The following is a 13,553-nucleotide window of genomic DNA, read 5'->3' on the forward strand; positions in this document are numbered from 1 at the left end:
AAGCCCTCCTCTGCCTCGCCCGACGACGCGCCGACGTGCTCTTCGCCATGCTCCGCGACGGCACCCTCTACCAACCGCCAACACCTTCAACGGCTTGACCAAACCCATAGAGGCACCCCCCCCCCGCGGAACGGGCTTGCGGGGGGGTGCTGGAACAGGCCTGCGCGCGGGCGGGGTTCCGGCCGCGGGTCACCTTCGAGACAGCGGCGCCGCCGCTGCTCGCGCAGCTGGCGGCGCGCGGGCTGGGCGTCGCCGTCGTACCGGCCATGCCGCCCGAGGCGGCGTCCTCCCTCGGCCTGCACACCCTGCGGCTGGACCCGGAGCCCCGCGCCCGGATCGGCCTCACGTGGCGCACCGGCGGCCCCGCGAGCCCCGCGGCCCGCGCACTGCTGGCACCCCTGCGAGCCGCGCTCACCTCGCCGCGTGCGGACGGCGGACCCGACGCCATGGAGGAGTGGACACGATGAGCTGCTTCCCCGACACCGTGAAGACACCGGCTTCGACGAGGTCTGCCCGACGAGGACGAGCCGCGTGACGCCCCTCGCCAGCCCCGGCAGTCCCGGCAGTCCCGGCAGCCTTGGGAGCCCTGGGAGCCCTGGGAGCCCTGGGAGCCCTGGGAGCCCTGGGAGCCCTGGGAGCCCTGGGAGGCGAACGAGGAGTGCCCGGACGTGTGTCGCTGATCCCCTCCTGGCGGACGGGGGCCTTGCACAGATCGACGCCCTGCCTGCCGCCGGCGAAACCACGGTGCCGCTTGGCCCGGCCGGCTCGGAACACTCTCAGGGGATTCCGAGCCGGCCGCAGGAGCGCCCGCGCGACCTCAGTCGCCGATCCCGGCGTACTCCTCGATGAGCTCCACGGCGCGCCGCGTACCGCCCTCAGCTCGCGCCTGGGCACTCAGTTCGGCCGACCGGCGTGCGACCTGTGGATCGTCGGCGAGTGCGGTCAGGGCCGCGCGCAGCAGCTCGGGAGTGGCCTCCTCGGTGTCGATCCGCCGGGCCACCCCCAGGGACACCAGTCGGTCCGCGTTGTCGAACTGCTCCGCTCCCTGCGGTACGGCGATCATCGGCGTCGCGGTCAGCAGTCCCTCCGCGCTTCCTCCCATCCCGGCGTGCGTGACGAAAGCGTCGGCCTGTTCCAGGATGGCCAACTGCGGCACCCACGAGTGCACTTCCACGTTGTCGGGAACGGGCCCCAGCTGCGCCGGCTCCGTGTACTTGCCGATCTGCAGCACGACGTGCCAGCCGGGCAGCCCGCCGAACGCCGCCACACAGCGCCGGTAGAACTCCGGCTGCCGGGTGTACGCGGAACCCAGCGACACCAGCAGCACCCGTTCGGCGCCCTCCGGGCGCTGCCAGGTGCCGCGCGCCCCCGGAGCACCGAAACAGGGACCGACGAAGTCGACACGGCCGCTGTCCACCTCGTCGGCCTTCGGCTGCATGACGCGGGGGATCAAAGCCAACGCCCGCGGAGGGAGGCTCATGTACGCGGCCACGTCCGTCGTGACGGCGCCGCAGCCTGCCAGCCAGGAGGCGTATTTGGCCCGGTAGGCGTCGGCGCCCGGCAGCGACCACAGGTGCGCACCGACGTCTTCCTGATAGCTGTCCCAGGCGACGAACGTGGGCGAGAGCTGCATCACCGGGCGGCTCTGCGCCTCGGCCAGGGCCCGCGTCGCCATGGCGCCGATGTCGTGCAGATAGAGATCGGGACGCTCGTGATCGTAAAGGGCACGCAACTGCGGCAGCGCGGCGATCGAGTCGTCGAGGAAGACCTCCATGGCCGCGATGGGGTCCTGTGGCCACGTGTTGTCCGCCACGGGCAGCGTGGAGCGGTACGGCAGGAACTCCGCGCCGGTGGAGGCCACCAGTTCGGCGACGGCCGGGTCGTTCGCATACGTCACCCGGTGGCCGCGCGCGACGAGCGCCCTGACGACCTCCAGGCTGGGCAGCACGTGGCTGACGGCCGGGATGCCGATCATCGCCAGATGACCGGGCCGAGCGGCGGGAGGGAACGCCGGAAGGTCACGAGAGGCCTCGGCTTGCGCGTTCCGGGAAGCCCGGGAGGACCGGGAGGCGGCGGAGGCCTGGGACACACGCGGGGTACGGGTCATGAATGATCACTCGTTTCAGGTCTACGGGTCTCCGCCACGGCACACGGCTTCACAGACCGGGCCCTCGCCTGACAGGGACATACCCGTGGCGGGGTGCTGTTGTGACGGAATGGACACACTCGGCGGGCCGGAGTGCGAAAACACACCCGGCGCGCCGTTGCGGGGCGGGGCGTCGCCCCGCGCGCGTCAGCCGTAGATCTGATGGAAGTACATGAGCTTCACTCTAATGCCGCATCACCCGGCCCCGCACGGATTAATCGCGACCTGACAACCGCATGCTCATAAGTCTGAGTACTGCGAACAGGGGTTTCCGCTGGCTGGAGTAGTCGTTGACGAGTTGTGACCGAAACGGTCGTATCCGTCCATCCCAGCCGGTCACCGCGGGCGGCAACTGGTCGCCACGTACGGCACGGGGCCGCCTGCCGGGAGCCGCTTCCCGGCAACGCGTGCGCGGATCGGACGGTCCCCGGCACCGTCGTCTGAACCTGCCCTCACAGAAGAGAGTTCAGTCTTGTCCGAGACGTCGCACACGTACGCGTCCTACACGCCCCGTGAACCGGACGCCGGCCTGCCAGGGCCGCGCAAGCCATCCTTCGTGGACGTGAACGCGGCGTACGGGGAAGGGACGTCCGCGTTCATGCACGACGCCTCCCCCCGTTTCGGCACGGCGGCGGGCCTCACCGACACCGGAACCCTCGGCCTGACCCGCTTCTCCTCGCCGCACCCCGAGCGCGACGAGTACCGGGAGCAGGCCGAGCACCCCGACCTGGAGACGGAACTCGCCCGTTTCCTCGACACGGTCGAACAGCAGTCCCTCGCCGACACGGAGGCCGCCCTCACCCGGGCAAGACACCGCAAGGACGGCCCCCTCGACCGGGTGAAGCAGCAGCACCGGCCCGACTTGACCTGGCGGCGCGTCCTGAGCGCCTTCTCCATCACCCTCACCGCGATGATCGTGCTCCTGGTCAGCTTCCTGGGCGCGAAGGCGTCCTACCCCTCCCTCTACGGCCTCGCCCAGGAGTCCGCACCCCCCGGCGTCGCCCACGCCTGGCCGCTGCTGATCTACGCCCCCTGGGTCGCGGCCACGCTGTCGATCCTGCGCACCCGCGCCTACCGCCGCCGCACCGTGCACTCCTGGCTCGTCGTCCTGTTCTTCGCCGCCGTCGCCTCACTGCTGTGCGTCGCCGACGCGCCCGCCACCCCGGCCGGCATCGCGGTGGCGGGCCTTCCCCCGATCACCGCACTGCTCTGCTTCCACCAGCTCGTCCGGCAGCTCGACCTGCCGCCCGTGCCGGCCGTGCCCTCACGGCACGCCCGGCCGCCCAAGGGCACCAACCGCCACCGCTCTGCGGGCTGACCGGCCCAGCGGCTGGCGCACCGGCCGCACCCCGCCGGACGCCCTGTGCGCACCGGCTGCCCGTGGCGCCGAGCGCCTACCCTCCGCACGGACGGCGGGACGGTTCCACCGTCCCGCCGTCCGTGCGGGCGTACGGGCGCGTTTCTCCTATCCCCCTCGCCCCGGACTGAACGTCCCCGCAGAGCGCGCTGAACGTCCCCGCAGAGCACGAAAACGCCAGGACGACGGTGCTGAGGCGAGAGCGAGCCAGGCGAACAGCAGCACGAAGACGATGTAAGAGACCAGTGCACTGACGTGAGGCGACAACGGCTCTGCAGGGGCAAGTTGTCGTACCACAGCTTGAGCAGCCAGAGCACGGGCAGGGCGAGCAGCACGCTGACTGGAAGCTGGGGAATGAGCCAGAACGCGGAACCTGTGGCGACGGTCCGTACGACGGGCGCTGCATTCTTCGGGGGTAGGACGTCGACCGGCCAGTATGGGACGGAACTTACGTCGCGGGCCGCGAAAGGCGACGGGCTTCACGGCGTACCACGGGCATCTCCGGTCACTGTTCTGGGAGTCGTGACAGTCGTGAGCACCAACGTCCCCTAACAGGTCAGGGGTTTGGAAGCGTCCGTGCCTGCCGCAGGATGACCACATGCAATCTCGGAGGCCGAAATGGTTGGCAGGGCTTGCCTTCGTCGGGTTGGTGGCGGGCGTGGTCGTCTTCCTCTCGCTGAACAGCCTTGCCAAGAGCGACCAGTGGTCCAGTGTTCTCGGTGGTCTGGTCGCGCTACTGGGCGTCCCTTCCGCTCTCGAGACCCTGGCGCGGATGTGGCGCGGCGCGTCGGCCGACCCGGCGACTTCCGAGCTGACAGTAGTAGCCGACCAGTTGTCGGTGGCCGTTCGCAGCCAGTGGGATGCCGAGGCATCGGTGCGGCGGGTGAACGACCCGTACCCCCTGCCGGTGGCCTGGCAGGCCGCAGACGTCGGACTGGCGGAACCCTGGGATCAGCTGGCACAACTGGCCCGTTCCTGGCCGGGCGGACCTCCCGGCACCCCGGACCTGTGGCCACAGGACATCGAGGGACTGGCCGGTCAGGACGCAGCAATCGGGAAGATCTTCAGCGAACGCGTACCCACCCGACGCCTGGTCGTCCTGGGCGAGCCCGGGGCGGGCAAGAGCGTGCTGCTCATCCGGCTCCTCCAGGACATCCTGACCCGCCGCACCGGCGACGACCCCGTGCCGGTCATCTTCTCCCTCGCCTCCTGGCACCCGGACCAGCCGTTACAACAGTGGCTGGCCGACCAGCTGCGCCGCGCCTATCCGGGCTTGCAAGCCAGGGCCAGGTCGATCACCGGCGACATCAGCGGTGATCTCGCCCAGGCGCTGCTGGAGACCGGCCGCATCCTGCCCCTGCTCGACGGTTTCGACGAACTCCCCCCGCACCTGCACCCCGCCGCCCTCGACGCCCTGAACCGGGCGCTCCCGGACCGTCGCCCCCTGGTGCTGGCCGCCCGCTCCGACGCCTACCGGACCGCACTGGCCGGACCGGGACCCACGCTCCGCCTCAACGGCGCGGCTGCCATCCGGCTCCTCCCACTGGATCCGAGTAGAGCAGCTGCCTACCTTCGCCGTGACGCCGGCGGCGTGAACACCCCAGCGGCCGCCCGGTGGAACACCGTCTCCAACCAGCTGGGCACCGACAGCCCCGCCGGCCGGGCACTGAGCACACCGCTGGGCCTCTTCCTCGCCCGCGCCATCTACAACCCCCGCCCCGGCCATGCGCCCGACGCCGCGGTACCGCACCCGAACGAACTGTGCGACACCACGAGGTTCGCCGACCGGGCCGCAGTGGATCGGCACCTCTTCCACGCCTTCATCCCCGCCGCCTACGCTCCGCACGGCCCCCGTCCGCCTCGGTGGAGCCCCGAACAGGCCCGGCGCGCCTTCACGCTCTTGGCCCGCTTTCAGGAGGCTCACCGCCGGGGCAGTCCCGACCTGGCCTGGTGGCAACTCAGGCAGGCCGTCCCGACGTATCTCCAATGTCTCGCCGGCGGACTCGTCGCCGGGCTCGTCGGAGTACTCATCAGCTTGATCGTGAACAGCCGCCTCCTCGGAGCACCCGACTACTACGGCGACGGGGGCACCGGGTCCAACCTCGTCATCGTGGTGAGTGTGGTCACCACGGGGCTCGCGTGCGCGCTCATCGGCAGGCGCACCTACGGCCCCGTCGGCGCCGCCCTTTTCCCACTCCTCGGGATCGCAGGCGGCGCGATTGCGTTCTTCCTCGCCGTAGCGTTGGTCAGCGGCCTGGAGGGCAAACGGCTACTGGTCAGCATTGCACCTGGTAGGTCAGGATTGTTCGAGGAAGCTTTGTTGGGGTTCCTCACCGGAGCCGTGCTGGGATGCCTGGCCTGGCATCCCTCCAGGCGTTCCACTTCCGCGGCCGCCGGGCCCCGGCAGTTGCGCCAGCAGCTGGTGGGTGGGCTCTCCGGAGTCGTGGTCATCGCTGCCATAGCCGTGGGATGGGCCCTCTTCCGCTACGGGCTCGCAGTCACTCTCGTGGGCGGACTCGCCGGCGGACTTGCAGGCGAACTCACCGGCCGACGCATTCACCACCGAACGGGCGGACTCACCACCGGTGCCAGCGGCGGCCTCGCGGCCAGCCTCGCAACAGCCGCCCTCATCAAAGCACTGCGTTTCGAAGAGGGCATGATCTCGATCGCGCTTGCGGTCGGGCTCATCGCTGGAATCGTGACCGTGGTCATCGACGGTGCCACGCGCCGCATCGCGCCCAGAACACCAGACCTGAGTTCCTACATCGGAGCATCCCGGGTATTCACCTGGGACCGGCGCTGCTCGCTCACGGTGGGCTTCGTCTTCGCCTCCACAGCCGGAATTGCCCTAGGGCTCCTGTACGGGACCAGCACCGGGGACAAGTTCGCACTCGATTTCGGCCAGGCCTATGGGATGGGTCTCGCCATGAGAATTGCCGTTGGGTTCGTGGCCGCGCTTGCGACCGGGCTTGCAGCAGCTACGGCAGCGACGGCCTGGCCATTCTTCGTCATGGCACGGACCTACCTCGCACTGCGCCGCCAGGCCCCCCGAGATCTGATGGCCTTCCTGCGCGACGCCCACGAACACCGCGGGGTCTTGCGCCAGGTCGGGCCCTTCTACCAGTTCCGCCACATCGACCTGCAACGCCACCTCGCTCAAAGCTGACCAGCACCCCTTCCGGGGGCGGCTGGCGGTGCCGCAAGAGCTCGCACCTCAGCCTTCGTGCAGAGCGGCGCCGACACGTCCACGGCCAGCTCGTGCGTCCACAGCAGACAGAACAGCACCCGCAGCACCGGCCTGTTGCCCAACGGCCGGCGCCCGTGAGCGCCACCAGCGGCTCGGGCCCACCGGCGCCAGCCGGAGCAGCGGGTGCCGGTACCCCCGGCCAATCAGCGCACGTCGCGCACTGCGTCGCGCTTGGCGCCTCCACGAGAGGGCTCCCACCCCACCTGAACGATCGAGCCGTTATTGCCGGTCGATGGCAGGCCAGGTGGGCGGTGGGCCGATCACCGAAAGGTGATCAATCAAGTGCTGTTCCGGGCCCCACGGGTGTGCCCCGGCCTGACCTGCCCGAGCGGTATGGCCCCTGGCAGACGGTCGATGAGCGGCACCGCCGCTGGTCGGCGGACGGGACGTGGCAGCGGATCCTGGCCACGCTGCGAATCGAGGCCGACGCCGCTGGTCTAGACGGCACGCGGGAGCGGGATCTGGAGAAGGAATGGGCGGTCAATACCGATCCGCCTACACACCCGCCACCCCGAACACGGTCGAACAGACCCCAGAAACGACGAAGATCCCGCCCGATCATGAAGATCAGCGGGATCTCGTGAACCGCTCCCGAGCCAACTCGAGAACGGCCCCGCGGTGGACCTGAGGGGATTTGAACCCCTGACCCTCTCGTTGCGAACGAGATGCGCTACCGGACTGCGCCACAGGCCCTTGCGATGGATGAAACTCTAGCATCCTCGTCGGGCCGGGAGGAAATCCGTTCCCTCGCTGGTCACGAGGGCTGCCGTGAGCGGGGCCCGGCGGCGGCCGCAGGGAGGATCACTCGTTGGCGGCGCGAGGGCGGTCCTCGTCCTCGTACTGGTCGAAGAGCGGGGTGCGGTCCCGGTCGTGGTGGTGACGGGGGCGGGCGGAACCGGCGTCGCGTGGGTCGCCGTCCACAGCCTGTGGGTCGGCGGCCGAGGCCGTGCTGGAGCGGGCGGAGCTCCAGGCGTCCGGTGCCTCCAGGTCGACTCCGCGCGTGGCGCGGGGGGCGACGGGGGCGCTCACGTACGTGGGCAGCGGCACCGGGACGGGCTCCCAGCCCTCACCGTCCGAGGAGTCACGCTCCCGGGCACGCTGCTGGTCGACCCACTCGGCGTGGTCGGTCTGCTCCACCAGGGCGCGCCGTTCGGCGGCCCCCTGCTCCTCCCTGACGCGCGCCGCCTCCTCACGCGCGCGGACAGCCTCTTCGCGGGCGCGGACAGCCTCCTGCCGGGCGTCCCTGCTGCCGGACGCGGTCGCGCCGCCCTGACGGCGGGCGTGCCCGGAGGCGTCCGCCGCCTGATCCGGTGAGCCGTCCGCGGTACGCCTGCCCTCGGGCCCCTGCCCGTCGTGCCGGGCGCCGGCCCCCTCGGGCCCTGGACCGGTCCGAGGGTGCGCGGCCGCGGGGTGGCGCGAGTCCCGCCCCGCGGAGTGTGCGGCATGGGCCGGGAGGCCGGGCTCGGTGTCGGCTTCCCAGGCTTCCGCCCGGCGGTGTCCGTCCGGAGCGGAGTCCCCGTCGCGGCGGCGCCGCGCGTGGAGCGTGCGGGCCGCCTCTTCTGCCTGGCGCCGGTCCATCGCGACGGCGAACCTGCGTCGCTCCTGGACGCGCAGGTAGGCGATGTAGATGCTCAGCAGGAGGGCCGGAACGGCGGGGACCCACAGGAGGGCGAGACCGCGCACGGCGGCGAAGACGCTGCCGACGGTGAAGGCCAGGAACAGCAGCATCGTCGTGCGGCGCCGCCGTGCGAGCAGCTTCGCACGCTTGGCCTCTCGGGCCCGACGGCCCGCCAGAGCGGCGGCCCGCGCCTGCGCGGACTGCTCGCGGGACATCTGTCCGGCGCCGTTGTCGGCACCACCCTGCTGCTCGCCCGGGCGGACGGAGTCGTCGCTGGCCGGGGCGTCCCCTGCGCCGCTGTGTTCGAGGCCGCCGTGCGCCGGGTCACCGCTGTCGTGGCCCGAGGGGGAGGGCAGGCCGGACGGTGCGGGGTGGTCGTGACCTTCCTGTGCGACGCGTCCTTCCGGGCGTGCGGCACCGCGCGGGCCGGCGTGCGCCTGACCGACGCGCTGAGCGCGCGCGTGGGGGGCGTGCGCGTTGCCGCGCTGAGCGTGTGCGTGCACCTCGGTCGGCGCTTCGGAGCCGGGTGCGCCGACCATGGTCTTGGGGTCGGCGAAAGCCCGGACGTCCACCGACTCGTCGGCGGCGTCCGGGTCGTTCCGGTACGCGTCTCCGTCGTAACCGTCGTACGCACCGGCAGAACCGGCGCCGGCCTGCGGCGCGTACGGGTCGTCCGCCTCCCACCGCTCGCGCACCCGGCGTCGCTCGGCGTCGCGCGCGTAGCGGCGCTCCATGCCGGCCTTGCCGGACAGCAGCCGGATGGCGGTGCTGAAGCGTTCCGTCGGACGTGCTTCGTTCAGCTCGTCCTGTCGGCGAAGCCACATCGGCACCAGGTAGGCGGCCCAGGCCCCGACGATGACTGCGTAGATGAGGCCACTGCTGCTCACCCTCACACGGTAGAGGGGATCGAGTGAGCCCATCTGCCAAATAGCCCGGTGTGTCGCACGATCTGGCTGATCTCTCCACCTTTTCTTGTGATTGCCGGCCCGGGCGGCATGGAAATGGGCGATTGATACCGGGAGGCGGCTTTCCGCGCCACAATTCGAACGTCTATTTCATTTCCGAGGAGTGACCGGGCCGCGAGCGGCGCCACCGGGTCAGAAGTCCCTCGGGGACCTCCTCCGCCGTCAGTGCGAACACCAGGTGGTCCCGCCAGGCGCCGTCGATGTGCAGATAGCGCGGCCGCACACCCTCTTCCCGGAAGCCCAGTTTCTCCACGACCCGTCTGCTGGGCACATTCTCGGGACGGATACACACCTCGATGCGGTGCAGCCCCACGGAGCGGAAACAGTGGTCCACGGCGAGCGCCACCGCCGTCGGCATGACCCCCCGCCCGGCGACACCGCGGTCGATCCAGTAGCCGATATGCCCCGAACACATCGACCCCCAAGTGATGCCCGCCACGGTGAGCTGGCCGACCAGCCTGCCCTCGAACTGCACGACGAAGGGCAGCATCCGTCCCGCCTGCGCCTCGGCGCGCAGATGGCGCACCATCTGGCGGTAGGTGGGACGCCGCGGCGGCAGGTGGCCGGGCGGAGCCGGGGGAATCGTCGCCTCCCAGGGGCGCAACCAGTCGCGGTTGCGCTGGTTCACCTCCCGCCAGGCACGCTGATCGCGCACCCTTATCGGACGGAGGGTCGTGGGACCGTCCGCCAACTCAGCCGGCCACGGCGCGTTCAGCGGTGGTCGTCCCCTCTGGGGTCGCCGGGCTGTTGGGACGCGCTCGGCTCGGTGGGCGTTTCGGTGTGGGCGTGCTGCGGGTGGTCGCCGCCGTGGACCTGGTCGACGGCGTGCGGCAGGAGGTCCGCCAGGACGGCGAGTCCGTCCTTCACGCCTCCTGTCGAGCCCGGAAGGTTGACGATAAGGGTGCTTCCCGCGACACCGGCCACACCGCGCGAGAGGGCGGCTGTGGGGACCTTCTTGCGGCCCTCCGCTCGGATGGCCTCGGCGATACCGGGGATCTCGTAGTCCAGCAGCGAGCGGGTCACCTCAGGGGTGCGGTCGTTCGGGTTGATGCCGGTACCGCCCGTGGTGAGGACGACCGCGTACCCGGCCCGTACGGCCTCCCTCAGTGCCTGTCCCACGGGTTCTCCGTCCGGCACCACCCTCGGCCCGTCCGTGGCGAACCCCATGGCCGTCAGCCCCTCCACGAGCAGGGGGCCGCCCTTGTCCGCGTACACCTGGGCGGCCGCCCGGTTGGAGGCCGTCACGGCGAGAGCCCGGTGGGACGGTTTTCTCGCGCCCTGGGGCCCGTTCCCGGCGGCGTGCTCTCCGGGGCCCGCGGCCGCGTGCCCGGTGCCGCCCGACGTGTGCGCGGCGCCACCGTGTCCCGCTGCCGTCATGCGTCGCCCTCCTCCCCGGTGAGCGGCGAGCGTGTCCAGTCGCCCGACTTGCCGCCGCTCTTCTCCTGCACCCTGACGTCCGTGATCGTCGCAGCCTTGTCGACGGCCTTCACCATGTCGATGACCGTCAGACCGGCGACCGTCACCGCGGTGAGCGCCTCCATCTCGACGCCGGTGCGGTCGGTGGTCCTCACCCGGGCGGTGATCTCCACCGCGTCGTCGACGACCGCCAGGTCGACCTTCACTCCGGAGACCGCGAGCGGATGGCACAGCGGGATGAGTTCCGGGGTCTTCTTGGCGCCCATGATTCCGGCGATCCGGGCGGTCGCCAAAGCGTCGCCCTTGGGCACGCCCTCACCGCGCAGCAGCGCGACCACCCGCGGGGAGACCAGCACCCGTCCGGTGGCGCGGGCCGTCCTCGCGGTGACGTCCTTCTCCGACACGTCGACCATCCGGGCGGCCCCGGACGTGTCGAGGTGGGTGAGGTGCTGCTGGGGGCTGGTCATGGTTCTCCCGGTCCTGTGCTGTGCCCAGACACGGTACCGGCAGGGGCAAGGGCCGTGTCCGGCGCGTCAGTCCAGCGGAACGACCGTGACCTCGCGCCCCGGTACGACCCTGCTCGTCTTCTCCGGGATGTCGATGAGGGCGTCGGCCTGCGCGAGAGCGGCGATCAGGTGGGAGCCCGAACCGCCGACCGGGCTGACGCTGCCCATCTCCTCGTCCTCTGCGGGCGGCGTGTAGGCGCCACGCAGGAACTGCCGCTTGCCCTCCGGCGAGGTCAGTTCCGACTCTCCGGACAGACGGGCGCTCACGGTGGGGCGTCGGACGGGCTCCTGTCCCATCAGGGCGCGCACCGCGGGACGGACGAACAGTTCGAAGGAGACGTACGCGCTCACCGGGTTGCCGGGAAGCGTGAGGATGGGCGTGCGGTCGGGGCCGATGAGGCCGAAGCCCTGGGGCTTGCCCGGCTGCATCGCGAGCCTGCGGAACTCCACCGCGTCCGAGGCGCCGTCCGCCGGCTCGCCGTCCTCGTCCGCGCCGAACGCCTCCACACGGGAGAGCGCTTCCTTGACGACGTCGTAGGCGCCGACGCTGACCCCGCCGCTGGTCACCAGGAGGTCGGCGCGGATGAGCTGGTCCTCGATGGTCGAGCGGAGCGTGTCCGCGTCGTCGGCCACTGCGCCCACCCGGTAGGGGATGGCTCCCGCCGCGCGGGCCGCGGCCGTCAGGACGAAGCTGTTGGCGTCGTGGATCTGACCGGGGCCCAAGGGCTCCCCCGGGGAGACGAGTTCGCTGCCGGTGGAGAGCACCACCACGCGGGGGCGGGGACGGACGGTCACCGCGCCGCGTCCGACGGCCGCGAGGAGGCCGACCTGCGCGGGGCCGAGCACCGTGCCCGCCCGGAGCGCGACCGTGCCGGGGCGGACGTCGCTGCCCTTGGCCCTCACGTGCTGGCGCGGGACGACGGGGCGGTGTACGCGCACCTGTCCGGAGGCGTCCTGCGGGGCGCTGCTGTGCGCCCGCATGGCGTCCGCCGGGCCGCTGCCCGTACCGCCGTCGGTCCACTCGACCGGGACGACGGCCTCGGCTCCCGGTGGCAGCGGTGCGCCGGTCATGATGCGGGCCGCCTGTCCCGACGACACCGTGGGCAGTCCCGCACTGCCGGCCGCGATGTCACCGATGACGCTGAGCACCGCCGGGAACTCCTCGCTCGCCCCCTCGACGTCGGCGATCCGTACGGCGTAGCCGTCCATGGAGCTGTTGTCGAACGGCGGAAGGGCCGCCGGGACGATCACGTCCTCGACCAGGGCGCACCCCTGCGCGTCCAGCAGGTTCAGCTCGATGGGTTCCAGCGGACGGATGCTGCGGAGGATGTCCTCCAGATGCTCGTCGACGGACCAGGTCTTGCTCAAGGCTTACATCTCCTCGGTGACGTAACCGCGCAGCCACTCCCGGAACTCCGGGCCCAGGTCCTCACGTTCGCATGCGAGTCGGACAATGGCTCGCAAATAGTCTCCCCGGTCCCCGGTGTCGTAGCGGCGTCCGCTGAAGACTACGCCGTGCACGGGGCCGCCCAGGGACTCGTCGACGGACAGTGCCTGCAGGGCGTCGGTGAGCTGAATCTCGCCGCCCCTGCCGGGCTGCGTCTTGCTGAGGACGTCGAAGACCGCCGGGTCGAGCACGTAGCGGCCGATGATGGCCAGATTGCTGGGTGCCTGCTCGGCGGAGGGCTTCTCCACCAGGTCGGAGACGCGGACGACGTCGCCGTCCGAGGTGGGGCTCGCCGCGGCGGCGCCGTACAGGTGAATGCTGGACGGGTCGACCTCCAGCAGGGCGATCACGCTTCCGCCGCGCTCCTCCCGGACCTGCAGCATGCGGGCGAGCAAAGGGTCGCGCGGGTCGATCAGGTCGTCGCCCAGGAGGACGGCGAAGGGCTGGTTGCCGACGTGCGGCGCGGCGCACAGGACGGCGTGCCCGAGCCCTCGGGGGTCGCCCTGACGGACGTAGTGCATGGTGGCCAGGTCGCTGGACTCCTGCACACGGGCGAGCTTCCCCTCGTCGCCCTTGTCGCGCAGGGTCTGTTCCAATTCGTAGTTGCGGTCGAAGTGGTCCTCAAGGGGCCGCTTGTTGCGGCCGGTGACCATGAGGACGTCGGACAGTCCTGCTGCCACGGCCTCCTCGACCACATACTGGATCGCGGGCTTGTCGACGACCGGGAGCATCTCCTTGGGGGTGGCCTTCGTCGCGGGGAGGAAGCGGGTGCCCAGGCCGGCGGCGGGGATGACCGCCTTGGTGATCCGCGTGCGGGGAGAAGTCATGTCCCGCACCATAACCGCTCAATT

At 71.2% G+C, this 13,553-nt stretch carries 10 protein-coding genes, 1 tRNA gene and 1 pseudogene; 4 read left to right on the top strand and 8 right to left on the bottom strand.

Annotated elements, in window-relative coordinates; genetic code table 11:
- The first annotated feature begins 146 nt into the window (after nucleotides 1-146).
- Nucleotides 147-467: a LysR substrate-binding domain-containing protein gene (locus DTL70_RS02475; protein ID WP_245978933.1), complete on the top strand. Its 321-nt coding sequence runs from the start codon at nucleotides 147-149 to the stop codon at nucleotides 465-467.
- A gap of 350 nt (nucleotides 468-817) precedes the next feature.
- Here the strand turns inward: DTL70_RS02475 and DTL70_RS02485 are convergent, their stop codons facing one another.
- Nucleotides 818-1,975: a macrolide family glycosyltransferase gene (locus DTL70_RS02485; protein ID WP_114020163.1), complete on the bottom strand. Its 1,158-nt coding sequence runs from the start codon at nucleotides 1,973-1,975 to the stop codon at nucleotides 818-820.
- Nucleotides 1,976-2,618: 643 nt separating this feature from the next.
- Between DTL70_RS02485 and DTL70_RS02490 the strand changes: the two genes are divergently transcribed.
- From DTL70_RS02490 to DTL70_RS02500, 3 genes and pseudogenes are all read left to right on the top strand, one after another.
- Nucleotides 2,619-3,464 (top strand): DUF2637 domain-containing protein, encoded by an 846-nt coding sequence (locus DTL70_RS02490; RefSeq protein ID WP_114020164.1) that lies wholly within the window; start codon nucleotides 2,619-2,621, stop codon nucleotides 3,462-3,464.
- A gap of 661 nt (nucleotides 3,465-4,125) precedes the next feature.
- Entirely contained in the window at nucleotides 4,126-6,669 is a 2,544-nt protein-coding gene (locus tag DTL70_RS02495) for an NACHT domain-containing protein (protein ID WP_181860749.1), read from the top strand.
- A 291-nt stretch (nucleotides 6,670-6,960) separates the two neighbouring features.
- Nucleotides 6,961-7,155, top strand: a pseudogene (locus tag DTL70_RS02500) (transposase); the annotation flags it as partial.
- A gap of 214 nt (nucleotides 7,156-7,369) precedes the next feature.
- On the opposite strand, the gene DTL70_RS02505 reads toward DTL70_RS02500, so the two are convergent.
- The 7 genes from DTL70_RS02505 to galU all read right to left on the bottom strand — a co-directional run bounded on the left by DTL70_RS02505 (nucleotide 7,370) and on the right by galU (nucleotide 13,529).
- Nucleotides 7,370-7,443, bottom strand: a tRNA-Ala gene (locus DTL70_RS02505).
- Nucleotides 7,444-7,551: 108 nt separating this feature from the next.
- The gene (locus DTL70_RS02510) at nucleotides 7,552-9,255 is read right to left on the bottom strand and encodes a gephyrin-like molybdotransferase receptor GlpR (protein WP_181860750.1); all 1,704 of its coding nucleotides are present in this window, start codon (nucleotides 9,253-9,255) and stop codon (nucleotides 7,552-7,554) included.
- Between the two features lie 163 nt (nucleotides 9,256-9,418).
- A complete protein-coding gene (locus DTL70_RS02515) occupies nucleotides 9,419-10,048 on the bottom strand; it encodes a GNAT family N-acetyltransferase (protein WP_114020167.1) in 630 nt (209 codons plus the stop codon).
- Complete coding sequence (locus DTL70_RS02520) at nucleotides 10,045-10,710, bottom strand: MogA/MoaB family molybdenum cofactor biosynthesis protein (protein ID WP_114020168.1); 666 nt, start codon at nucleotides 10,708-10,710, stop codon at nucleotides 10,045-10,047. Before DTL70_RS02520 ends, DTL70_RS02515 begins: the two co-directional genes overlap by 4 nt.
- Nucleotides 10,707-11,216: a cyclic pyranopterin monophosphate synthase MoaC gene (gene moaC, locus DTL70_RS02525; RefSeq protein ID WP_114020169.1), complete on the bottom strand. Its 510-nt coding sequence runs from the start codon at nucleotides 11,214-11,216 to the stop codon at nucleotides 10,707-10,709. The genes DTL70_RS02520 and moaC overlap by 4 nt, the downstream gene beginning before the upstream one ends.
- Before the next feature lie 66 nt (nucleotides 11,217-11,282).
- Nucleotides 11,283-12,623, bottom strand: a complete 1,341-nt coding sequence (gene glp, locus DTL70_RS02530; RefSeq protein WP_114020170.1) for a molybdotransferase-like divisome protein Glp — start codon at nucleotides 12,621-12,623, stop codon at nucleotides 11,283-11,285.
- A 3-nt stretch (nucleotides 12,624-12,626) separates the two neighbouring features.
- Entirely contained in the window at nucleotides 12,627-13,529 is a 903-nt protein-coding gene (gene galU, locus DTL70_RS02535; protein ID WP_114020300.1) for a UTP--glucose-1-phosphate uridylyltransferase GalU, read from the bottom strand.
- Between the last annotated feature and the right edge of the window lie 24 nt (nucleotides 13,530-13,553).

Source organism: Streptomyces diacarni (assembly GCF_003323715.1).
GTDB lineage: Bacteria > Actinomycetota > Actinomycetes > Streptomycetales > Streptomycetaceae > Streptomyces > Streptomyces diacarni.